The sequence below is a fragment of the Rubrobacter calidifluminis genome (assembly GCF_028617075.1).
In the GTDB taxonomy this organism is placed as follows: Bacteria; Actinomycetota; Rubrobacteria; order Rubrobacterales; family Rubrobacteraceae; genus Rubrobacter_E; species Rubrobacter_E calidifluminis.
This window is the reverse complement of sequence record NZ_JAQKGV010000011.1, coordinates 1-21,007: the sequence shown is the minus strand read 5'-3', so window position 1 is coordinate 21,007 and position 21,007 is coordinate 1. Positions and strand designations below refer to the sequence as shown.

At 63.1% G+C, this 21,007-nt stretch carries 31 protein-coding genes and 2 pseudogenes; 14 read left to right on the top strand and 19 right to left on the bottom strand.

Features of this window, described 5'->3' with window-relative positions:
- From PJB24_RS10030 to PJB24_RS10015, 4 genes are all read left to right on the top strand, one after another.
- Complete coding sequence (locus tag PJB24_RS10030) at positions 1-1,023, top strand: glycine-rich domain-containing protein (RefSeq protein WP_273845386.1); 1,023 nt, start codon at positions 1-3, stop codon at positions 1,021-1,023.
- A gap of 79 nt (positions 1,024-1,102) precedes the next feature.
- Positions 1,103-2,245: a hypothetical protein gene (locus PJB24_RS10025; RefSeq protein WP_273845381.1), complete on the top strand. Its 1,143-nt coding sequence runs from the start codon at positions 1,103-1,105 to the stop codon at positions 2,243-2,245.
- A gap of 14 nt (positions 2,246-2,259) precedes the next feature.
- Positions 2,260-3,330, top strand: coding sequence for a hypothetical protein (locus tag PJB24_RS10020; protein ID WP_273845380.1), 1,071 nt, complete (start codon positions 2,260-2,262; stop codon positions 3,328-3,330).
- The gene (locus tag PJB24_RS10015; protein WP_273845378.1) at positions 3,330-4,952 is read left to right on the top strand and encodes a phage tail protein; all 1,623 of its coding nucleotides are present in this window, start codon (positions 3,330-3,332) and stop codon (positions 4,950-4,952) included. The genes PJB24_RS10020 and PJB24_RS10015 overlap by 1 nt, the downstream gene beginning before the upstream one ends.
- Before the next feature lie 266 nt (positions 4,953-5,218).
- Here the strand turns inward: PJB24_RS10015 and PJB24_RS15920 are convergent, their stop codons facing one another.
- On the bottom strand, positions 5,219-5,710 hold the full coding sequence (locus PJB24_RS15920; RefSeq protein WP_420541924.1) for an RNA-guided endonuclease InsQ/TnpB family protein: 492 nt from the start codon (positions 5,708-5,710) through the stop codon (positions 5,219-5,221).
- Between PJB24_RS15920 and PJB24_RS10010 the strand changes: the two genes are divergently transcribed.
- From PJB24_RS10010 to PJB24_RS09990, 5 genes are all read left to right on the top strand, one after another.
- Positions 5,692-5,922 carry a hypothetical protein gene (locus PJB24_RS10010; RefSeq protein WP_273845377.1) on the top strand — a complete coding sequence of 77 codons (231 nt, stop codon included), beginning with the start codon at positions 5,692-5,694 and terminating at the stop codon, positions 5,920-5,922. The two genes, PJB24_RS15920 and PJB24_RS10010, sit on opposite strands and share 19 nt — an antisense overlap.
- On the top strand, positions 5,919-6,239 hold the full coding sequence (locus tag PJB24_RS10005; protein WP_273845375.1) for a hypothetical protein: 321 nt from the start codon (positions 5,919-5,921) through the stop codon (positions 6,237-6,239). The genes PJB24_RS10010 and PJB24_RS10005 overlap by 4 nt, the downstream gene beginning before the upstream one ends.
- Positions 6,229-6,405: a hypothetical protein gene (locus PJB24_RS10000; RefSeq protein ID WP_273845374.1), complete on the top strand. Its 177-nt coding sequence runs from the start codon at positions 6,229-6,231 to the stop codon at positions 6,403-6,405. The genes PJB24_RS10005 and PJB24_RS10000 overlap by 11 nt, the downstream gene beginning before the upstream one ends.
- Positions 6,402-6,872: a hypothetical protein gene (locus tag PJB24_RS09995; protein ID WP_273845373.1), complete on the top strand. Its 471-nt coding sequence runs from the start codon at positions 6,402-6,404 to the stop codon at positions 6,870-6,872. The genes PJB24_RS10000 and PJB24_RS09995 overlap by 4 nt, the downstream gene beginning before the upstream one ends.
- A gap of 251 nt (positions 6,873-7,123) precedes the next feature.
- Positions 7,124-7,807: a C1 family peptidase gene (locus PJB24_RS09990; RefSeq protein WP_273845607.1), complete on the top strand. Its 684-nt coding sequence runs from the start codon at positions 7,124-7,126 to the stop codon at positions 7,805-7,807.
- Between the two features lie 104 nt (positions 7,808-7,911).
- Here PJB24_RS09990 and PJB24_RS09985 read toward each other — a convergent pair whose 3' ends face one another.
- A complete protein-coding gene (locus PJB24_RS09985) occupies positions 7,912-8,520 on the bottom strand; it encodes an HNH endonuclease (RefSeq protein WP_273845372.1) in 609 nt (202 codons plus the stop codon).
- Positions 8,521-8,647: 127 nt separating this feature from the next.
- On the opposite strand from PJB24_RS09985, the gene PJB24_RS09980 reads away from it, so the two are divergent.
- Genes PJB24_RS09980 through PJB24_RS09970 form a run of 3 tightly spaced genes read left to right on the top strand, consistent with a single transcriptional unit; the run spans position 8,648 to position 9,938 of the window.
- Complete coding sequence (locus PJB24_RS09980; RefSeq protein ID WP_273845371.1) at positions 8,648-9,511, top strand: N-acetylmuramoyl-L-alanine amidase; 864 nt, start codon at positions 8,648-8,650, stop codon at positions 9,509-9,511.
- Positions 9,511-9,684 (top strand): hypothetical protein, encoded by a 174-nt coding sequence (locus PJB24_RS09975; protein ID WP_273845369.1) that lies wholly within the window; start codon positions 9,511-9,513, stop codon positions 9,682-9,684. Before PJB24_RS09980 ends, PJB24_RS09975 begins: the two co-directional genes overlap by 1 nt.
- Entirely contained in the window at positions 9,684-9,938 is a 255-nt protein-coding gene (locus PJB24_RS09970; protein WP_273845366.1) for a hypothetical protein, read from the top strand. The genes PJB24_RS09975 and PJB24_RS09970 overlap by 1 nt, the downstream gene beginning before the upstream one ends.
- Before the next feature lie 59 nt (positions 9,939-9,997).
- On the opposite strand, the gene PJB24_RS09965 is transcribed toward PJB24_RS09970, so the two are convergent.
- From PJB24_RS09965 to PJB24_RS09920, 11 genes and pseudogenes are all read right to left on the bottom strand, one after another.
- The gene (locus PJB24_RS09965) at positions 9,998-10,207 is read right to left on the bottom strand and encodes a helix-turn-helix domain-containing protein (protein ID WP_273845364.1); all 210 of its coding nucleotides are present in this window, start codon (positions 10,205-10,207) and stop codon (positions 9,998-10,000) included.
- Position 10,208: 1 nt separating this feature from the next.
- Entirely contained in the window at positions 10,209-10,469 is a 261-nt protein-coding gene (locus PJB24_RS09960) for a DUF2283 domain-containing protein (RefSeq protein ID WP_273845361.1), read from the bottom strand.
- A complete protein-coding gene (locus tag PJB24_RS09955) occupies positions 10,466-10,759 on the bottom strand; it encodes a hypothetical protein (protein WP_273845358.1) in 294 nt (97 codons plus the stop codon). Before PJB24_RS09955 ends, PJB24_RS09960 begins: the two co-directional genes overlap by 4 nt.
- 82 nt (positions 10,760-10,841) lie before the next feature.
- Positions 10,842-11,801 carry a thermonuclease family protein gene (locus PJB24_RS09950; protein WP_273845356.1) on the bottom strand — a complete coding sequence of 320 codons (960 nt, stop codon included), beginning with the start codon at positions 11,799-11,801 and terminating at the stop codon, positions 10,842-10,844.
- A gap of 8 nt (positions 11,802-11,809) precedes the next feature.
- Positions 11,810-11,929, bottom strand: coding sequence for an LPXTG cell wall anchor domain-containing protein (locus PJB24_RS09945; RefSeq protein ID WP_273845354.1), 120 nt, complete (start codon positions 11,927-11,929; stop codon positions 11,810-11,812).
- 150 nt (positions 11,930-12,079) lie between these two features.
- A pseudogene (locus tag PJB24_RS15915) lies at positions 12,080-12,226 on the bottom strand (hypothetical protein); the annotation flags it as partial.
- A gap of 167 nt (positions 12,227-12,393) precedes the next feature.
- Positions 12,394-12,756: a hypothetical protein gene (locus PJB24_RS09940; RefSeq protein ID WP_273845352.1), complete on the bottom strand. Its 363-nt coding sequence runs from the start codon at positions 12,754-12,756 to the stop codon at positions 12,394-12,396.
- A gap of 11 nt (positions 12,757-12,767) precedes the next feature.
- Positions 12,768-13,358 carry a hypothetical protein gene (locus tag PJB24_RS09935; protein ID WP_273845350.1) on the bottom strand — a complete coding sequence of 197 codons (591 nt, stop codon included), beginning with the start codon at positions 13,356-13,358 and terminating at the stop codon, positions 12,768-12,770.
- Positions 13,359-13,375: 17 nt separating this feature from the next.
- Positions 13,376-13,663, bottom strand: a complete 288-nt coding sequence (locus tag PJB24_RS09930) for a hypothetical protein (protein ID WP_273845348.1) — start codon at positions 13,661-13,663, stop codon at positions 13,376-13,378.
- A 14-nt stretch (positions 13,664-13,677) separates the two neighbouring features.
- The gene (locus PJB24_RS09925; protein ID WP_273845346.1) at positions 13,678-14,022 is read right to left on the bottom strand and encodes a hypothetical protein; all 345 of its coding nucleotides are present in this window, start codon (positions 14,020-14,022) and stop codon (positions 13,678-13,680) included.
- Positions 14,023-14,026: 4 nt separating this feature from the next.
- A complete protein-coding gene (locus tag PJB24_RS09920) occupies positions 14,027-14,374 on the bottom strand; it encodes a hypothetical protein (protein ID WP_273845344.1) in 348 nt (115 codons plus the stop codon).
- 57 nt (positions 14,375-14,431) lie between these two features.
- Between PJB24_RS09920 and PJB24_RS09915 the strand changes: the two genes are divergently transcribed.
- Positions 14,432-14,716 carry a helix-turn-helix domain-containing protein gene (locus PJB24_RS09915; protein ID WP_337959018.1) on the top strand — a complete coding sequence of 95 codons (285 nt, stop codon included), beginning with the start codon at positions 14,432-14,434 and terminating at the stop codon, positions 14,714-14,716.
- A gap of 32 nt (positions 14,717-14,748) precedes the next feature.
- Positions 14,749-16,353: a recombinase family protein gene (locus tag PJB24_RS09910; protein ID WP_273845340.1), complete on the top strand. Its 1,605-nt coding sequence runs from the start codon at positions 14,749-14,751 to the stop codon at positions 16,351-16,353.
- Here PJB24_RS09910 and cas6 read toward each other — a convergent pair.
- The 6 genes and pseudogenes from cas6 to PJB24_RS09880 all read right to left on the bottom strand — a co-directional run.
- Entirely contained in the window at positions 16,278-17,042 is a 765-nt protein-coding gene (gene cas6 / locus PJB24_RS09905) for a CRISPR-associated endoribonuclease Cas6 (protein WP_273845338.1), read from the bottom strand. The two genes, PJB24_RS09910 and cas6, sit on opposite strands and share 76 nt — an antisense overlap.
- Before the next feature lie 117 nt (positions 17,043-17,159).
- Positions 17,160-18,848 carry an ABC-ATPase domain-containing protein gene (locus tag PJB24_RS09900; RefSeq protein WP_273845336.1) on the bottom strand — a complete coding sequence of 563 codons (1,689 nt, stop codon included), beginning with the start codon at positions 18,846-18,848 and terminating at the stop codon, positions 17,160-17,162.
- A complete protein-coding gene (locus tag PJB24_RS09895; protein WP_273845334.1) occupies positions 18,835-19,065 on the bottom strand; it encodes a hypothetical protein in 231 nt (76 codons plus the stop codon). The genes PJB24_RS09900 and PJB24_RS09895 overlap by 14 nt, the downstream gene beginning before the upstream one ends.
- The gene (gene trpS, locus PJB24_RS09890) at positions 19,065-20,060 is read right to left on the bottom strand and encodes a tryptophan--tRNA ligase (RefSeq protein ID WP_273845332.1); all 996 of its coding nucleotides are present in this window, start codon (positions 20,058-20,060) and stop codon (positions 19,065-19,067) included. The genes PJB24_RS09895 and trpS overlap by 1 nt, the downstream gene beginning before the upstream one ends.
- 235 nt (positions 20,061-20,295) lie before the next feature.
- Positions 20,296-20,730 (bottom strand): PaaI family thioesterase, encoded by a 435-nt coding sequence (locus PJB24_RS09885; protein WP_273845330.1) that lies wholly within the window; start codon positions 20,728-20,730, stop codon positions 20,296-20,298.
- Between the two features lie 87 nt (positions 20,731-20,817).
- Positions 20,818-21,007 (bottom strand): annotated as a pseudogene (locus PJB24_RS09880) (hypothetical protein); the annotation flags it as partial.

The following is a 21,007-nucleotide window of genomic DNA, read 5'->3' as shown; positions in this document are numbered from 1 at the left end:
GTGCCACTTGAGCCCATCGACAATACTCGGGGAGCCGGCGAGAAGATCCGTCTCGCCTTCGACAAGGTCAACCGGATGTTCACGGAGCTCTACTCGCAGGACCGCGTGACGAGCGTCAACAACTACACCGGTGCGGTGACGCTGACCTACACGGACGTAAACGCGGCGAAGACCCTCCAGATAGACGTATACACCACACCGGGGAACTACACCTGGACCATGCCGCAGAACGCCAAGATAGTGGAGATCATCGGGGTCGCCGGGGGAGGCGGCGGCGGGTCCGGGAGGGTTAGCGCCTCCGGGACCGTGGCTTGCGGAGGAGGAGGTGGAGCATCCGGGGGAGTCTTCGACGTGAGGATACCCGCCTCCTCTTTAGGCGCAACAGAGCAGCTCTCGGTCGGGGCTGGCGGAGCCGGGGGTGCCGCCGTGACGACGAACGACACCAACGGAAGCAATGGAAGCGCGGGCGGGCACACCTGGTTCGGGGGCACCTCTATCGGCAACGCCTCAACCACGGGTATCTTCCGGGCGATAGGAGGTAACGGAGGCTCGGGCGGCACGACCTCCTCCGGAGCTGGAGGCTCCACCATAGCGGGTACCCAGATAGCAAACGGAGCGGGCGGGGCCGCCAACACCTCCGGCGGTGCGGGGGCGGCCGGATCTAACGCCGCAGGAGGCGGCGGAGGAGGAGCAGGTGGAGGGGTAAACACGACCCCCGCTGCCTCAGCCGGTGGTGCGGGAGGAGGGACGGCCGGTCTCTGGGCTTCCGGCAACCCTGCGGGTGGTGCGGCCGGGGGTAGCGCCGGTACTGCAGGATACCCCATAAGGACGCTCATGGGGCCTGCTGCGGCCTTTGGAGGCGGTGGCGGAGGCTCCTCGATCAACTCCAACGGGGGCAACGGAGGGGCAGGCGGCTACCCCGGAGGCGGGGGAGGCGGAGGTGGCGCGGCCCTCAACGGGTACTCCTCCGGCGCTGGCGGAAAGGGAGGGGATGGCATGCTGGTAGTCGTCACCTACTTCTAGCATGCAGACGCTTGCTTCAAGACAGGGCAACCTGGCCAAAAGACGCTCCCACGTAGGCGACGCGAAGCCGGGTTTCAGGATGGAGATAGGGGGAAAGGACGTCACCCCCCTCGTAAATAGTTTCTCCGGCACCTACGCCGCCTCCGGGGGCTCATCGACGATGGAGATAGAGGTGCAAAGGGGCTCCCTCTCCAGGGTCCAGGGCCAGATGTGCCGTCTCTTCGTGGGCTACGGAGACCCTGACAGCTACGTCGAGTACTTCACCGGCAAGATAGAGGAGCCTAAGAGCAACCCGTTCTCCCGCACTGACACGGCCACCGTCTACGGACCCTACGCCGAGATGGGGGAGCCAGCCTCGATGATGGAAGACGTGGACTACTCGGGCTGGACGGTAGAGCAAGTGATGCTCGACCTCGGCGAAAGGAGCAACCAAAACCCCCGGTTTCTCGAGGTCCGTGGCGGCCGCGTGGAGGTCATAGACCAGGACATAGTAGCGGCCGAGACGGCGCCGTATGAGGTAGCAAGCTCCATAACCGACGCGATGAACTTCGTGCTCTCAGACCGTCCGAAGTACCGCAGGCTCGTCATGCCCCGCCCAAGGCCCGGCTCTACGGGGCGCGCGAAGGCCACCTACACCCCGGACGACGTGCAATCGGAGGAGGACTTCACGATAGAGCCGCTAAACGCCGTCCTCTACGCGAAGGTCATCGTCATGCGCCGCGCCGACGACGGCTCCTACCCGGTGTGGCGGGAGGCGGCCGTGGCCAACCGGGGTGTCTTGCTGAAACCGCCCCCGAACCACGTCTTCTGGGTGACCGACTACCCTGGGACAAATGCCCAGGCCGGCGACAAGGCGGCGCAGGAGGCGATGTGGCTCTCCCGTGTAGCCTGGAGCTGGCACCTACAGGACATTGCGCTCAACCCCGACCTGCTCCTCTACGACTCGGTCTACCTGGAGCGGGAGGCGGAAGGCGTCCACGAGACCTATGTCGCGCTTTTGGAAGACGACATAACTTTTGGCGGGGACAACTCCGGGTCTCTCACCATGAGCGTAGGCGGCACCGCCATCCTGATAGACAGCAGGCCGGTGGAGAAGACGTACAAACCTAAGGCCACCACCGGCATCTTCAGGCTCAGCCCCCCGCCCGAGCCCGAGCCCATCCTGTGGTCCTCGAGCCTTAAGTGGGATGAGCTTGGCGACCTCACCTGGGATGAGGCATAGCCAAAGGAGTCCTCTTGCGTGCGATAACCGGCAGCGACGAACTAAGGAACAGCTACCCCAAGATAAACGACAACTTCACCGAGGCTGACGCCCGTCTTTCTAGCCTGGAGCAGGCCACACAGCCTGCCGCCATCCTCGCGGCGCTAAAGACCGTGGACGGCTCCGGCTCGGGGCTCGACGCCGACCTCCTCGACGGGATCCCTGCCTCCTCGTTCGTGCAGACCACAGACAGCAGGCTCTCCGACCAGAGGACACCGCTTGATGGCAGCGTCACCGACGCGAAGGTCGCGGCGAACGCAGGTATACAGAAGTCGAAGCTCGCACCGCTAAACATCACAAACGCAGACGTCGCCTCAGGGGCCGCCATCGCCAAGAGCAAACTGGCACCGCTTGCCATCACCGACGCAGACGTCGCCTCGGGTGCTGCGATAGCGGAGTCCAAGCTTGCCCTCGCCTCAGACGCCGCGCCAAACGTGCCCTCGAGGCGTACGCTCGGCACCGGAGCGCAGCAGGCGGCTGCCGGTAACGACCCCCGCATTACCGGAGCGGTGCCCTCGTCGACCAAGGGGCAGCCCGGCGGCGTGTGCGAGCTGGACGGCAGTGGCCTGATCCCCACCGCCCGCTACGGGGCGATCCCGGCCGTTGGCACCTTCATGCTCTCCAGCAACCTGGGCCAGTCCATCCCCAACGCCACCTGGACGAAGCTCTCGTTCAATACGCTGGAGTACTCCACGAACGGCTGGGCGGTAGCCGGCACGGGAGCATCCCAGAGTGGCTTTACCCCGCAGCGGGCTGGCTACTACAACTTCAGCGCGATGTGTGAGTTCGCCGGGACGGCCGTCGGGGCCGGAAGCCGCGTCTTGATATCGCTCTACAAGAACGGCCAGGAGTATAAAAGGATGGGGCAGTCGAACGCCGGCGGGGGGAGCAACGCGGCGGGCTGGGGCAGCGTGACTGCCTACGCCAACGGCACGACCGACTACTTCGAGGTCTTTGTATACCAGAATTCTGGCGCGGCGGCGGCGCTCACCGCCAGCACGGCGGCCAACTACTTCTGCGGCAACTACGTGGGGTCTTCGAGCTGATGGTAAGAGTAAACCGCCAGGCCGTAAAAGAGCTCCGCTCTCTCGTAGAGGACATAGCAACCCAAAAGCCTGTCTTTGAGCGTGGCTACTCCAAGTCGCGCGCGCGAGTAAGGACAGAGCAGATAACCCAGAGCGTCCAGCAGGTCACAGAGACCATAGAGAACGCAGACCTCTTCGTCGACGACGGGATACCCCCCGCCCCGCCACAGAACGTCACGGCCATAGGGGGCATGCGCTCGCTCTTCGTGCAGTGGGACGACCCTCCCGCCTCAGACTACGTGGAGTCTGCGGTAATAAGGCTCACGGACCCAAACGGCGCGGCGAGCACGCAAAAGAGCGGCGTCTATGGCACCTCGTTTACCGACCTTGCGCCCGGGCAGTGGCAGGTGGCGGTGGCCTTCGTGGACCACTGGAGACGCAGGAGCGCCTTCTCGGCTCCGGTCTCGGTCACGGTAAACCAGAGCGTGGCCGACCAGATATCGGCCGAGGCCCAGGTTGCCGCATCCCAGATAAACGGCGTCCTCGCCGCCTCGAACCTGCCGCAGATACCGCAGGACAAGCTCTCCTCGATAACTGACCCCGCAAAGCTCGTGAACGCGGTTATGGCCGTGCTCCAGAACGCTACGGCCGCCTCCCCGGGCTACGAGGGATTTCAGAACATCGTTGGGGCCAACCTTCTCGCCGCGTGGACCGTGGCAGCAGGCCGCGCCATCATCGCAAACGGCACCATCAACCGGGCGCTCATAGCCGACGCCGCCATCGGGAGCGCCCAGATAGACACGGCGGTCATAAACACGGCTCACATAGCAGACGCCGCCATCACAAACGCCAAGGTCAGCGACCTCTCGGCCTCGAAGATAACGGCAGGGAACATCTCGGCTAACCTCAACATCACCGCCGGCGGCAACATATCCACCCAGGGCGGCACGATAAGCGCAGGCGGGGCCGCGCTAACAAATAGCGGTGTCGAGATGGCCAATATCTCCTCCTACAACGACCCGCCGACGAGCAACCGCTCTTCAAAGATAACCCCAGACTCAAACTTGCCTGCGCCAAACCCCTGGAGCGCCATCCACTTCTACAGCTCAAATGACGCACAGGTGAGGGGGCTTTCGCTGTGGTCTTCAGGCGTATCGGGCGGGGCCAAAGAGGGCAGGATATCCCTCATCGCCGACACCGGGGGCCAAAACCCGAATGCAAACTCGACGGCATCGCTGCTTTTGACGTCCAACAACGGCGGCTACGGCAAGGTGGCGATAAGCGCTGGGGTGAACGTAAACGGAGACACGCTCGGGGTCGTCACCAACAGCATCAACTTCGACACGGACTCTTTCGTAATCAGCCGCCGGACGAAGCTCTCGGTGTGGGGAACCACGGTGACCGGTCTTGGAGCCAACATGGGGAGTTTTGTGAGGGTGCCGCACGGGATGCCCTCCGCGCCCCTCATAACGATAGTGCAGATGAGGCCGAATAACTCATCGAGCTGGTACGGTTGCGCCATCGGGACTTCCACGGTGAAGGGTGTCATCTGGCGCGTCGACGACTCGAACCTCTACCTAAAAAACCAGGACGATACCGGCTGCGACGTAAGGGCGTTCTTCATGCTCGCAGATATAAGTTAAGGGAGGGGCGTTGTACTACGCGCTAAGGGACGACTCTACAGGTCAGCTTCTCATGTTCTTTGGGGACGAAGACACTGCCCCAGTGCCGATGGAGGGGCAGAGCATAGTCGAGTTCGACTACGACCCCAAAGAGAGGGCAAAGGAGATTGCAGGTGGGGAACCCGGGCCCGTGTACTACGACGAATCTACAGGGGAGCTTCGCGTCGAGCCCCCGGGCCCGCCTCCACCCCCGGCTGACGTGCAGGGTGCCGTGACTACTCCCCCCGCTAAAGCAGGGGGCTTCTTGCCGGATACTCCGGCTGAGACTGTAGCCCCAGTCTCAAGATGTTCTTTGCGGCGTTCACGTCCCGGTCAAGAGAGAGGCCGCAGTTCGGACAGTCATACACCCTACAAGAGAGAGGCATGACTTGCCGATGACCACAAGCACTACAGTCTTGCGAAGTGTAGGCGGGATTGACCTTCACGAACTCCCGACCGGCCCATGCTGCCTTGTACGAGAGTTTTTGAGTGAGGTCACACCACGCTGCGTCCGCAATGCTCTTGGCGAGACAATGGTTCCTGGTCAACCGGTTCACCGAGAGGTCTTCAACAGCGATGAAACCATAGCGGTTCACAAGCCTACGACTCTGCTGGTGTGCGAAATTCGTCCGCTTGTTCTTGATGCGCTCCCCCTCTTCTATAACGAAGACCGTAATAGACCAGGCGATACAGAAGTACCTAGAGCAGAAAGGAACGAGTGGTGCCTGACGAGAAGACAAAGACCTCGGGGGAGAAGGAAGAGAGGCTCTCTGCCCTTGAGGAGCAGGTGGAGTTTTTGCGCGAGGAGCTCGCGAAGACCCAGGAGGCGTACCGCGCCTCCCAGCAGAGCGAGCTCGAGATGGCCCGGGAGCTCAGGGACATGAGCCGCGAGAGAAGGCAGCTCCTTCTCCACATACAGCAGCTCCAGGAGAACGGCCGGCCCTCCCCGTGAGCCCCAACGACGCAGCCTCCCTCCTCGTCGGCCCGGCCGGAGCCCTTGTCGTGCTCGCCGCCGTCCTCCTCGGCATGACGCGGTTTCACTTCCTCGTCCCATATTTCGTCTACGAGTCAGAGAGGAAGAGAAACGACGCGCTGGAGGAGGAGAACGAAAAACTAAACCAAACCGTCCTGGAACTAACCGAGAACGTGGCGAAATACCGCGAGGAGATAGCGCGCCAAGGCGCACGGATAGAGGCGCTGACCTCGCAGGTAGAAGAGCTAAAGGAAGAGCTCCAGGAGCTCAGAGGGGCGGCCGGGCATGAAAGCTAGGAAGGTGCTCGAAGACCTCATGGCCAAGGTGTACGGCACAGACCGCGAAGAGCAGGAGAGGAAGGTGTGGGCCCAGAGAAGAAGGATAGAAGAGCGCGAGAGAAGGCGTGCTCTTGCGGCTAGGGACTTCGATGAGGCGATGAACATCCGGGGGAGGAGGAGATGAGGCGAATCATTGCATCGAGGATAGCGCGCCGGCTCCCGCTTCTTCTCTTCGTCCTCACTCCCCTCGCCTTCGTGCTCTTCTTCCTCCTCTCCTACATCGACTACGACTTAGCAGAGGCACTTTTCATCTACACGCTCTTCGCCATCTCAGAGAGCGTGCTCGGAATTGGCCACCTCCTCCTCATCCGCCGCGGGGAGGAAGGGAAGGCGTCGGTGTGGCTCGTGGCCTTCACCTACTCCAAGCTCGGCCTTGCCGTCACCTTCTGGGCAATCGTGGCGCTCGTGACACTGAGGAGCATATACGGTTTCCACCTCGTCCCGGACCTCTACCAGGCGCTTGCCTATGCGTTCGTAGGCTCCGCCATGTTCGTAAACCTCGTCTCTGCCGTAGTCTTCGCCGTCGGCTACTACCTGGGGTGCCTCTCATACCAGATATGGCCTTATCCGTGGAGGAGAAGACATGACTGAGGTTGCAGGACCGGCGCCCCCGAAGCCCAACAACATCTTCTACGCCGAGCCGTCAAAGAGCCCGTCCGGGAAGAGAGGACCGGTCGTAGACGGCGACACCCTCTACGTCCGGGCGACTCTCGCGGACAACGTCATGGTGCTGTGGCGCGCGAGGCTCGCGGGGCTCGACTGCCCGGAGCGCACTGGGCCTCCCGAGAGTCCCCGCCCGGGAGGCGTCCTAGAAACCAAGAGAGGAGATATCCGTGGAGAATATGCCGAAACTCGACGCGAGGCCAACGCTCGCAGACCATCGCGACTTCCTGCTAAAGGACTACCTCGCGGCTCCTCAGGAGCTGGAGAGGACTTCCGGCGAGAGGCACTGGCGGTGCGAGGTGAGGCTCGACCAGCGGGCCGAAGGCTCTTGCGTGGGGAACGGTTTTTGCCACTGGTATGACGCAGAGCCCTTCCCGCACACGGCCGGTGAGTCCTACGCGAGGAAGATATACGAGAAGGCAACCGAGATAGACCAGTTCCCCGGCGACTGGAGGAGCGGGCAGGAAGGGACCGACGTACGCTCGGGGGCGAAGGTGATGAAGATGTGGGGGCATATCTCCTCCTACGCCTTCGCGAAGGATGCGGAGGAGAGCGCGCTCTGGCTCTTAAACCACGGTCCCGTGGTGATAGGAGTGCCGTGGTTTCACTCGATGGATACCCCAGAGGGAGAGTACGGCTACACGCCTGTAGATACGCGCTCCGGTGTACGTGGCTGGCACTGCGTGGCAGTACTGGCCGTCTATTGGCACGGCGGGAAGGAGGACGACTGGTTCTACTTCCGCAACTCGTGGGGGAGAGATTGGGGAAATGACGGTGGAGGGAGGTTTACGGCAAAAGACTTCGAGACGCTCCTAAACGTCCCTGGAGCTGTTGTCTGTACGGCAGTCGAGAAAAGGAGGTAGGCAATGCCTGAACATAAAGGATGCATGCACGAAGACCAATCTGGTGGCGCCGAAAGGCTCGCCGCCCCGGCGCATGAGATCTGGGCCGCCGTGCAAACCGACCTCTAGTTCAAAAACTGCCCTTTGTTATTTCGCTTGTGGCGATGCAGCCCGCTATGCTCGCTGGGGGATACAAGGCGTAGGTTCTCGATCCTATTGTCGAGCTTGTTGCCGTTGATATGATGTACGTGCTCGTTGGGATGTAAGGGGCGTCCGAGATGCTGCTCCATAACAACCCGGTGCTCCCTAACCCGTTTGCCATCAACGCACAGCAATCGGTAGCCGCTGCCGTCTATGGAGCCGCCCTTGTATCGGGCGCTATTCTGCCCCCGGTTGAACCGATTGGAGCATTCTTGAGAGCAAAACCGCCTATGTTTCGCAAGGTGTGGTAGCACCTCGAACGCTACGCCGCAATGCTCGCAGAGAAGCACCACCCGGGGTTTGCGGCGGCGCTGGCTGCCGGTTCTCAAGTCTAGCTTTAGTTGTTTGGCGGGTTTGGGTGGTTTAGGAGGACGCCTGGCTCTTCGCTTGGCCAGGGCTTCGTCGTAATCGAGCTTGTGGCAAGCCTTGCACCGGTGGTGATATCCGTCCTTACGGCTACGGTTTTTGCAGAACTCGGAAAGAGGCTTGATTTGGCGGCAGCGCGAGCAACGCTTAAACTTCTGGCTGTCCACGGGACCAACCTCCTGTGGGCCACGCCCCGGGCTGTTCCCGCAGCGCCGGGGCCTCTTTGCATAACTCCTTAAATTATACCAAGCCCGCATAGTAATACCTAAAACCCTAAAAGAGAAAGGAGATGCCATGACCGAACAGCACCCTGGCGGTTGTCTGGCCCATGATCAAAGCGGAGGCGTGCAGAGGCTGGTTACGCCAGAGCGGGAGATCAGAGAGGCCGTGGAGGCGATCAAGGCTGAGATTGCTGCCCTCGAGCCCCCCGATTATTACGCGAGTGAGTATCTGGCCAGCCCAAACTACTCCTCTCGCTCCGCCTATGGAGATTCGAGGATTCGAGTAATAGTCGTTCACGACATGGAGTCGAGTTACCAGGCCGGAGTTTCCTGGCTGCGTAACCCATCCTCTCAAGTTTCTTCTCACTATGCTGTCGGTTCACACGGGGAGAACTGCCAGATGGTCGGAGAGCAGTATGCTTGCTGGGCGGTCGCTTACGATAATGGTTTTACGGTGTCCATCGAGCACGAGGGATACGCCTCCACTGGCCGCTACTACACCGAGGAGATGTACGAGACTTCGGCGAAGATAGCGGCCGGTATCTGCCACCGGCACGGCATACCGCCGGTACGCTCGACCTCTCACGGTATCTGCGCACACTCTGACCTCGGTGCGGCCGGAGGAGGCCACCACGACCCGGGGCCGTACTGGGACTGGGAGCGCTACCTCTCTCTGGTGAAGAAGTACCTCTCCGGTGGTGGAGTGAGGCCCGCCCCGCAAAAAGGACTCTGGCGCGTGCAGGTCGGAGCGTTCAACCAGAAGAGCAATGCGGATACTCTCGCCTCGCGTCTGAAGAAGGCCGGATTCGACACCTACGTCGTAAAGAGCGGCTTCTGGCGCGTGCAGTGCGGTGCGTTCTCCGAGCGCAAGAACGCAGAAGAGCTCGCCGCGCACCTCAAGAAGGCCGGTTTTGAGGCGTTTGTGAGGAGGAGCTAGTGCGCGCCGTGCTCCTCGCCGAGGTCCGTTCGCTCTCGGGGGAGAGGTTCGGAGCAGGGGAGGTCGTCGAGGTGGTCTTGGCCAGAGACGGCGTGCCGGAGGTCTGCTGCGGCTCGTACCTGCCGCTCAATGCCTGCGAGTACCAGCTCCTGGACGAGAGGGAGGAGAACTGATGCCGCACCAGGAAGGAGAAGTACGCAGTCCTTCCGGGAGAATACTGGAGAGGATTAAGAACGAGCCGGTTGTGTTGACTTCGCTCGTGGCGGCGATAATCAACCTGGTGGTGACGCTCGGTTACCTGAGCTCTAATCAGGGAGACCAGGTGAAGAGCGTCCTGGACTCCCTGATAATCCTGATTTTAGGTTTCGCCTCCCGGCAGTTTGTCACGCCGACTAGAAAAGGCCGGCAATCCGGGCAAAAAGATTAGGCCCCCAGTTTGGCACTGGGGGCCACCTCCCCGGAGGGCCTTGCTTTCTTCAGGAGGCTTTAAGAACTCGCCGAAACTTTTTTGGTCCATTCGGGGGGGCGGCCGAAGCCGGTTTGCTCCGGCCAGGCATCCCTGGGAATGAGCCAGCGGTTGGCGACCTTGACTGCACCGGGGATGCGCCCGGCCTCGCAGTAGCGGCGCACCTGGCTCTGGTCGATGCCGTACCTCTCGGCTGCCTGGGCGGATGTCTCGTAACCTTCGAGCGACAAATCAGGCTCCTGCCTTCGCGAGCCCGGCCGTGAATCTGCCGAGGGATACGCCGTCGAGCTCGAGCCGGGAGAGGTCTACGATCCTGGAGGCGAAACTGTGGATGTCTATGCCCACAGGCTTTCCGTCGGCGTCGAGGTCCACGACCATCTCGTCGGAGACGACCACCTGCGAGCCGTGCTCTCCTTGCCGGTAAGACTGCTCCTCTCTTGGCCTCAGGTCCACGTAGAGCGAATCTGTCTCAGGGTAGTATCTGAGCCTCACTGCTTTCGCCTCCTCTGTTTGCGGGTGTAGTTACTGTCCTCGTGGGCGTTGAAGAGCCTTCCCTCTCCGGTGGTGATTACCCGGATGTGGTACCCAAGCTCCTCCACATACCAGAAGTGGCGGACCTTGCTATCTTCCTGAACCTCCCTCGCCTCCGCCTCGTCTATCGCGGCTTCGACGTAGGGAAGCAGGTGCTCGCGGGCGGGGTTGTTTACCACGTTGTCCTCGAAATAGGGGGTAAGCCCGAACCTCTCTTTAAGCCTCTGGACTATGCCGGCCTTCTCCGCCATGACCGTAATATACACCATATCGTGAGTAAATGCAAGGGACGGTATGGTGGATTTCCTTGAGGTCCCCAGAGGAAACCTTCTGCTAAGGCAGCGAGTCGCACGCTATGCCGTCCCCGTCGGCATCGAGGTGGTAAGGATCTCCGGGCAAGAGATAGCGTTGAGCTTCGGCCTGCGTCTGAAAGTCTGAGCAGTCGTAGTCGCTCTTACCGGTCGGAGGCGCAGCACCGCTTGACGGCGGACTGGGAGCTGGAGCAGGGCTTACGGGTGCGCTGGATACTGGTGAGCTAGACGCCGGCGTGGTAGAACAGCCGCCGCCTATCCCGTTTCCTCTGTCGGTTTCCTGACAGAGCTGGCTAGGTGGAAGTCCCCAGAGCCCGCGCCCTGCCGCCCGCGCTTCGGCCTGATCTTCCCTGAACCGCTCCACGTACTTCACGTTGGGCGGGAAGGTGGCGAGTTGCGCGTATCCCTCTTTTAGCAGAACCTCGTTGAACATCGTGTTCGGCGAGGTCCATACGTAGGCGAGGAGCCTGTCGTACGGATCGACCTTCTCGACGTCGGTCTCAAGTGCGACCTTTCTACCAGCGAGGTGAGAAGTAGTAAACTGCGCGGCCTGTGGCCCATACGGTTGTACCGGCGTTCCGGGTTTATGAGTCTCTGGAGTGTCCACTCCGATCAACCTTACGTCGGTCAGACCGTCCACTGCAGGAGAGACGTAGATCGTATCCCCGTCCACCACGCGGGTGACGGTGACCACGGTGCCACGAGAAGCGAGGCCAGCGGAGACGGGCGTGCTTGCCGATCTCGCCGGCTTGCTGCTCGCTTTTGGCTTGCTGGCTGGGGCAGGTTTTTTCTTCAGGTGTGTTGCCGGTGGCGTGTGGTGCGCTACATGGTTGTTCCTGGCTGGCTTCGCGCCCGTCCTGCCGCCGATCTTGGCCTGCTGCGCCTCTGGGCTTGAGGACGTGCTGCTGGAGGCGGAGCCCTGCCCCCCGCACCCGGAGAGCACGAGGAGCAGGACAACCAGTGCAGGTAGGAGCTTCTTCACTGTGAACTCTACCGGCGCCTGGTGATGATCATGAGCAGAGCACCGGCGGCAAGGACGCCCGTCCCGAGCGGCAGAAGCAGGCTCGGCCCGCCGGTGTTCGGCAGCGGCAGGTTCCCGCCGGCGCCCATCTCGGTCCCTGTCGACGGAGTGGAATACTGCTGTGCAGCGGGAGCACTGGAAGCAGGAGTGCTCGTGGCTGGCGCGCTCGACGCAGGCGTGCTGCTGGCAGGCGCGGAGCTTGCCGGCGCGCTGCCTCCCGGCAGGCTCTCACATGCTATCCCGTCATGGTCGGCGTCGAGATTGTCAAAGTTGTTCGAGGCGCTGCCGCCGTGCGAGGTGAAGTAGGCTTGCGCCTGTGGCTGTGTGGCAAAGTCCGAACAATCTTTGTCTGCCTGGGCTAACGCTGCTGGCGCAAACGCTAGCATAAGCAGCGCACATAGTGCGCAAAGATAGACCACTCTCCTCATACGCATCCCTCCCTTTGGTTTCTCCTACCTGCAAGATCATTCTAGGCGTCTTAAATCTTTTCGGTCAAGACCAAGACAAAGCCCCCGGCCGGATGGCCGGGGGCTCGGAGGCAGGAGAGCCTCCTCTAGCCGCGGGACTGCAACTCCCTCTCGTAGGAGAGGGAGTAGTAGACCCTCCTATCCCCGGAGAGGAGGTCAGAGCGGATCTCCTCCGGGGGTTTCCGGCCTCCGACCTCGGAGGATATCTCCTCCACGGCGCGCTCGATGGATATGAGCGCGCCGTCTTCCTCTTCTTCGGGGTGGTATGTGGAGCAGCCGCCCCACACCCCCCCAAAGACTCCGCAGGTCGGGCAGTAGAAGAAGCCGCCCGACGTGGTGCGGAACCTCCTCCGGACGAGTCCGTTCTCCGGGGAGTATTCGGTCCAAAAACCGTACTCCCCCCCGTCGTAGGACTTCTCGCCGGCGGGATATGTCTCAAGGACTATCATTCCAACCTCCTCTACTCGTAGAAAGGCGTACCAGGTACGCTGGACTCCTCGTAGCCGGCATACGCAGAGGCCCAGGAGTTCCAAAGCCTCTTCACCGCCAGCCGTCCGGCCTCGGTCTGCCGTACGGCCTCCTGGTCCGGCCAAGGGATATCCAGCCGTTCCCGCGCTACGCCCCCCTCGTCAATATGCCACGCGGAGCGGAGGAGCATTCTCTCTTTCTCCCGGCCGTGACCAGCGGCCACGCACTCTGGAGTGAGAGAGTCCCAATCCGGGGACTCACCACGCTCCCACTGGCGAAGCACCACACGAGCCTCCCAGGGGAGGAGTATGGAGATAACCCGGTAACCCCCGACATCGAAAGTCTCCGGCTCCCCGGAGTAGGGGCCGGAGAACGGATGGTCGTCATTTCCCTTCGTGGTCTCGTCCACAAACGCGAGGCTGCGACTCTTCGCGAGGCGACGGTACGCGTCGATATCGTAGACGATACCGTTCCATGTGCGCGGCATCTCAACGGCGTAGTGCCGGTTTCTCTCCTCCTCGTCGCAAAACCTTCTCTCGACCAGAAGGAACCGATAGTCTTTCGTAAGAACGATAGCGGTCACTCTTCCTCCCTTCTCCTTCAGCGCACGTACACTGCGTACGTGCACATGCCGACCCACCGTGGCTCAACGCCGTAGTGGGCCTCGACGCGCCGGGCCTGCTTGGCCCCGACCAGCTCAAGCCGGGTGCCGCTAGGCCCGGCATCCTGGACGAACCATTTCCCGTGGCCGGTGGTATGAGTCCGGGTCCAGCCCGGGAGCTGGTCCACCTTCTCCGCGTTCCGGACATACTCGTCCGGTGGACGCAAGACGAGGGAGTATTTCCCTCCCGGGCAGGTGGTCACCCCGCCGCAGATTTCGCAGCTCACGACTCTCCTTTCTTCTAACTACGGCCCAGTCCGTCTGGGCCGTAGAAGCGGAACGGACTGCGGTAATGTTCCTTCTCGTCCTCGCTGAGGTCGGAGAAGTCCGCATCGACTTCGGTAAAGCCGCGACGGCGGTAGTAACTCGCCAGGTGCGCGGGGAGTATCCCACGCACGAACCGGCCTGCCTGGTAATCCTCCCAGCCACGGTTATAAGACCGCTGGAGGATCCCATCCTGCTCGGCCGCCAGCACCGCGATTATCTCGCGGGTGGCCTCCGCTTGGGGGTCACCCGCGTCCTCCTGCCTCTCAAGGAGGTCCACCATCTTCATCCGGTAGGCCTCCAGTTCCTTGTAAAGAGCCACTTCCTTACCTCCCCTCTTCTCCGGTGCGGAGGACAAACTCCGCACCACGCTGCTTCCTCATGTACTCCTCAATTTTGGTTGAGGAGTACTCGTACTCCCCGGACGGGGTAGATAGGGTATATGCCCCGGGGCTGACCCACCGGATGGTACGCTCGGCACCGTCCCGGCCGACAAACGAGGCAGTCCGGACAATCCCGTTTGCCTCATCGCGGTCCGTCCGGATGAGGTAGCGTTTGATGGCCTCGGAGAGCTCGTACCGGTCGAGCTCTCCACCGTCCTCCATAACGACCCGAATCTCTCCGCCCTGCTTCTTCCACTCCCGACCTATTCTCTTCGCCTTCCGGAGGTCCATTTCCTCTCCTTTCTAGTCTTCTCTTTACGTTTCCAAGTATAGTAGGAGGCAGGAGGTGTGTCAAGTGTATTTGGAAAAAATTTCCAAAAATATTTCGCAAGGTATGGTAGACTGCTCCACGTGAAGACCGAGGGCCTGGAGGAACTTCAGCGGCGAGTGGGGACCCGGATACGGTCCCTCAGGAAAGAGCGTAAGATGACGCTCGAAGAGCTCGCCGCAGAGTGCGAAATGACGCGCAATGGCCTCTCGCTCGTCGAACGCGGCGAGTCGAACCCAAGGCTCTCCACCCTCTACCGTATCGCCTGTGCTCTGGGCGTCTCTCTGGTCGACCTACTCTCCTAGCGTCCGGCTAATCTCTCGGCTAAACTGCCGCTATGCCAGAGAGGGAAGGGGAAGGCCGCGTCGCGCTGTACATGCGCGTCTCCTCCGAGGAACAGGTCGAGCGGATGTCGATGGCAACGCAGGAGGAGTTTCTCACCCAGTACGCCTCGCTCTACGGCCTTACGGTCGTGGAAACCTACCGTGATGAGGGAGTCTCCGGGACGGTCCCGGTACACGAGAGGTCGGCTGGGAGGCAGATGCTGGAGGCAGCCAGCGAAGGGGCCTTCGGTGTGGTGCTGGTGTACAAGCTCGACCGGCTAGGCCGGACGCTCCTTGTCACCGTTGACGCACACGACCGGCTCGAGGCGGCGAAGGTAGCGCTAAAGAGCGCGACCGAGCCGGTAGACACCTCCACACCTGCGGGCCGGCTCATTTTCCAGATGCTCGCCTCCTTCGCCGAGTTCGAGCGCGGGACGATACGCGAGAGGACCACGCACGGCCTGCACCGGGCCTACCGGGCCGGAAAACAGTCGGGACGAATCCCCTACGGCTACGACATAGGCGAAGACGGCACCTTCGTGGTGGTCGAGGAGGAGGCTCGTGTGGTCCGGCAGATTATCTCCAACATAGCCTCTGGAGGGACGCTCTACTCAGAGGCGGAGCGTCTGAACTCGCTCGGCGTGCCGGCTCCGGGGATGAAGTACCGCGGGAGGGAGCGCCAGCACGGCCCCGCCTGGTCGACCAGGACGATACACAATATCTGCCGTCAGGGTGCCTACAGCGGGGAGCACCTCATCCGGGCAAACGGGGGGAAAGACCCGATAGTCAGAAAGACCCCGGCCATAGTAGAGCCCTCTCTGCAGCGGCGCGCCATAGAGAGTCTCTCCGAGAACAAGCGCCGCTACAACCGCCCCACGGACCGCAAGTACCTCCTTAGCGGCCTCATGCGCTGCGAGGTCTGCGGAGGAGCCTATGTCGGCCACCCGACGAGGAGCAAGAACAAGAAGCTCTACTACTACAGGTGTGCGAACGACCACCGCACCCGCAGGGAGAAAAACCCCAAGGCCACCCGCGGGCATGCGCCATACATACGCGCCGAGTGGATAGAGTCCCTGGTGTGGTCTGATGTGCGTCGGTTTCTCCAGGACCCAGGCTCTCTTCTGGAGAGGCTAAAGGAGCAGCTCGATACGGAAGGCGAGAAAAGAGAGCTCGAGGACCGCCTCGCCGACCTCGAGAGACGCCTCGCTGCGAAGCATGCCGAGAAGGACCGCTACGTCAGGATGTACGCCATGGGACACCTGGACGACGAGGAGCTTGGCTCCTACCTCGAGGACCTCCGCCTGAGGACCGAGAACCTGCAGCTCCTCATAGAGGCAACGAAGAGCGACCTCGCTAAAAAGGACCAGAAGAGGGAGCTCGCGGAGTCAGCCGGCGCGTACCTCGCAGAGCTCAGGCGGCGTATCGGGGAGGTGGAGGCCGACACCCCCGAAGCCTTCGACGTCCGCCAAAAGCTGGTACGGCTGCTCGTCGAGGAGATATCCGCAGGACGCGACGAGAAGGGGAAGACCCGAGTCAGGATAACCTACCGTTTTGACCCCCGTGTTGTGGAAGGTATGCCAGATTCTTGTGAGTTCTTGCTTCCCAAGCCGGTGTCGTAGGCGAGCTGCAGGTACGGACGGGGCATCCTCAGCTCGTAGAGGCCCATCCAACCCTTGACGACGGTGCCCTTGAAGCGCAGGACCTTCTGGTCCGCGCTCCGCACCCGGTACGGCCTGATGCTCGCCTCTTCCAGATCCTCCTCGGGGTCTGTATCCCAGCCCAGCGCCAAAACCTTGCGTTTGATGTTGTCCACCAGGGACTTGCTCCACTCCTCTTCGTAAGGTGAGTAGTAATAGGTCTTCTTTTTGCCATCGGGTGCGGCGAGCGTCGTGTAGGCGGTGATGGGGGAGAGGGCCCTGACGATCACGGGCTTCCCCCCGTTCATCTCCGGCTCGGGCTCCACGGCGACCTCTTCCACGAGACAACTCCTCCTGCCGAGCTCCACGGATGGTTTCCTCAGCAGGTGCTCCCCCAGCGAGCAGAGCACGTCCGGGTCGGCCGAGGAGAGGTAGAAATGGGCTCCCCGCAAGAAGCGTACCCTGCCCTTCGAGATCTCACGCTTCCCAAAGAGCCGGGAGAAGACGAAGAGCTTGAAGCGTCGCTTCTCGTAGGCGTGTCCCTCCTCGTGCAACCAGCCCGAAAGGGCCCGGTCGAGGTTAGCGTAGATGAACCCCTGCAGGGTGCTGTTGTACTGCAGGGGAAGGCACAGGATGCCATCTTCGGGCGAAAGAGCAATCTTGAGTCTCAAAAGCCCCCTCCTCTTTGGGAGTCAAACTATTTATTTACCGGTAATTATGCGTAACGGAGCACCCCGCACAAGAGGTTTTGCGGGGTGCGGCGGGAAAAATGGCCAGGTGGCCAGGGTTCAGTGTCGTTCAGTCGTGGCCTCGAGCGAGCGGATACGGTTTATCGCTGCGGCTATCTCCTGCGGACGGGGGAGGCTCATCTGGCCGGGGTGGCCGCGGAAGCCGCCCAGGGAATCGAGTCCTCCGCTCTCGAGGCCCGTGATCGCCGCCTCGACGACCTCCCTTACCGCCCGGCTCTTGCCGGAGGAGGCGAACTCTCCGATGATGCGTGCTATGGCCTCGGTCTGGCCGGGCTCGGCGAGCTGCTCGACGTAGGAGAGGTCGACCCGCTCGCGGCCGAGCTCGATGGTGGAGAGTCCTTTGCCGCGCGCCGTCTCGCGCCGGCCGCGCCTGAGGTCTATGGAGGTGGCCCGGACGCGCCTACCTTTCGGGAGCGAGACGTGTCCGTCGCCCTCGATCTTGACCGGGAAGCGTTCGGTCACCTCGCGCGCCCGGTCGGTCGCGTCGTGGGGGTGGTAATCCTCCATCAGGATCACGCGGTCGGCCACGTCGAGGTACGCCCCGACGCCGCCTATGACCACGACCGTCGAGACGCCCAGGGTGTTGTACAGCGGGCGCGCCAGGTCGACGAAGGGGGTTATTGGCTCCTTGCGCACCAGCTCGCGCATCCTCTCGTCCCGGATCATGAAGTTCGTCGCGCTGGTGTCCTCGTCGACCAGAAGCAGCGAGGTTCCCACCTCAAGCGCCTCGGCGATGTTCGCCGCCTGGGAGGTCGAGCCGGAGGCGTTCGGCGTGGAGAAGTTCTCGGTGGTGCGCCCGCCGGGCAGCTCGCCGATGGTCCCGGAGATGTCCACCCCGGCGACGCTGCGGCCGTCTTCGGCCCGGATCTTCACCGCGTCCTCGCGGGTGACCACGAGCTCTCTCCCGTCACCGGGGACGTGGTCGTAGACGCCCCAGGAGAGCGCCTCGAGCAGCGTGCTCTTGCCGTGGAAACCCCCGCCCGCGATGAGCGTGACCCCCTCCGGGATGCCCATCCCGGTGATCTCGCCGCGGTTGGGGAGCTCGACGGTCACCCTGAGCTCCTCCGGGCTCTCGAAGGGGACGGCGCCGCCGGTGAGTGGCCTGTCGCTCGCCCCACTCTCCCGCGGCAGTACGGCCCCGTCGGCAACGAAAGCCACGAGCCCGAGGGAGGGGAGCATGCCGCGCAGGTGCTCGGCGTCCTCTATCGTCTCGACGTGGAAGCGGGCCGCCTCCTCGTCCACCCCGGCCGGGACGAGCGAGGCTCCCACCACCTTGGGGAGCTCGTCGAGCAGGACCGCCCGGGCGGCGCGGGCGTCGACGGTGCGGCCGCGCGCGGGGAGGCCCACCGCCATGCGCGCCTCCACGTAGTCTCTGTGAACGACCATCGAGGTGCGCGGCAGCACCACCTGCGAGGGGCGCTGTATCTCGACCCGGCCGCTCCCGCCCGAGCCGCGGTTCCCGCGCACGATCCTGCGGATGGCCGCGTCCACCCTGCGCGTCAGGAAGTCCTCCAGGGCGAATTTGCGCACCGGGTTGGAGAACAGCGCCGGGTCGAAGCGGTTGTCCCGGGTGCGGACGCGGATGAGCGAGGGCGGGGCGAAGGGGTCGCGCTGTACCCTGTCTATCGTCAGGGTGAACCGCTCGAAGTCGTAGGAGCCCTGCAGGTCCTTGTAGGCCCCGTACCCTCTGCGGTCTATCCGGTCGAGTATGCTCCTAAGCCGGTTCATCTCCTCCTGAGCCTCCCTTGAGCCGGTAGAGCGGCTTGTCCGGACGTCCGCTCTCGAGCCGCTCTATCACGCCTTCTCGCTCCAGGTCGTCCAGCGTGCGTCGGATCTCACGCTTGTCCTCACCCGTGATCCTGTGCCAGTCGGTCGTCGAGTAGAGCACGCCTTTGGGGATGGCCCGCAGCACCTGCAGGATCTTGCCCCTGACGTCCCCCGCCATCAGAGGCCCATCTTCGCCTGCGCGCTCGCGAGGATCGGACGGGAGACCTCCCGGGCCTTCTCCGCCCCGCGCTCGAGCAACTCGTCAAGCCCGCGCGGATCGTCGAGCAGCGCGAGCGCCCTCTCGCGCACCGGGGAGAGGACCTCGACGATGGCCTCGGCGAGATCCTGCTTGAACTGGCCGTAGCCCCTGCCCCGGTATTCATCCTCGATCTCCTCGACCGGGCGGCCGGTCGTGGCCGAGTAGATGTCGAGGAGGTTGGTTATTGCTGGCTTCTCGGGGGACGCTTTGATCTCGGTGCCCGAGTCGGTGACGGCGCGGCGGACCTTGCGCCGGATCGCATCCGGCTCGTCCAGGATGGAGATGTAGCTCCCCGGCCGCGGGGAGCTCTTGCTCATCTTCTCGGTCGGATCATCGAGCGCCATCACCCGCGCCCCGCTCTTCATGATCATCGGCTCCGGCACGACGAAGGTCTCGCCGTAGAGGTGGTTGAACCTGCGGGCGAGCGTGCGGGTGAGCTCGAGGTGCTGCCTCTGGTCGTCGCCGACCGGCACCAGCTGGGCGTTGTAGAGCAGGATGTCCGCGGCCATGAGCACCGGGTAATCGAAGAGGCCCGCGCTCGCGCTCTCTGTCCCTTCCTTCCTGGTCTTGTCCTTGAACTGGGTCATCCGCGAGAGCTCCCCGAAGCGCGCGATGCCGTTCAGCAGCCAGCACAGCTCGGCGTGCGCCGGGACCCGGCTCTGCCGGAAGATGACGCACCGCCCGGGGTCGAGCCCGGCCGCCAGGTATATCGCGGCGACCTCCCGGATCTTCCTCCTGAGCTCCTTAGGGTCCTGCGGCACGGTGAGCGCGTGCAGATCGACGATGCAGAAGTAGTTCTCGTAGTCGTCCTGGATGGCGACCCAGTTCTTGAGCGCCCCCAGGTAGTTGCCGATGTGGAGGTTCCCGCTCGGTTGTATCCCGCTGAAGACCCGCGCTCTCCGTTCCCGCTCCATCTTCTCTCCAGAGTGCTCCAAGTGTTCTGTTCTACGGATTTACCGGGAGCGCCGTGAACGTTCGCGCTCCCTCTTCGATGAGGCTTCTTCCTTCGGAGGTGTGGGATGACCGGCCGCTAGCGCGGCCACCGGCGCGGGTGCCTCTCGTCTTTCGACGGGGTCGGATCCAAAACGTCCTCCTCGGAACTCTCGCGGAGCGTGCAGCACACGAGTATAACTTCGGCCGGCCTCAGCGTCATCCCTGCCCGGGCGTGTCTCCGCCCCTCAGGCTCATGAAGACCCCGCGCGCCTCGGCGATCAGAGCCCCGTCCTCCGCCCGCCGGATCTCGCCGCGCGAGACGATCCTGCGCCCCCGGATGCTCTCGACCCACCCCCTGACCTCCACCGTCTCGCCGGGCTCGAGCGGCCGGCGGAAGGTGGTCTCCATCTTCGCCGTCACCGCACCCTCCCGCTCGTTGTAGACGGCCTGCGCCAGCACCTCGTCCAGAAGCGTCGCCACGATCCCGCCGTGCACCATGTTCGGATAGCCCGAGTGCGGCCTCTGCGGGGTGAAGAGTGCCCGCGCCACCCCTCCTTCCTCGAACTCTATATCCAGGTGCAGCCCGATGGGGTTCTCGGCCCCGCACCCGAAGCAGTACGCTGGAGAATAGGTCCTGTACTCTTGCGCCACCGATACACCTTCTCTTCGAAAAAGCTTCTTCTCCTCGAAAACCAGCCCGTCCGGATATACCAGAAACCACCCCGGCCTGCAGGAGGCCTACCCCCCGAGCGACGCCGCGATCTCCCGCGCCGCCGCAACCACCGACCCCGCGAGCCGCTCCCCGGGCCGCTCCCCGAGCCGCGAGAGCGGGCCGCTCGCGCACACCGCCGCGAGCAGCCCGCTCTCGCGGCTCGGGGAGCGGCCCGGGGAGCGGCTCGCGGGGTCGGTGGTTGCGGCGGCGCGGGAG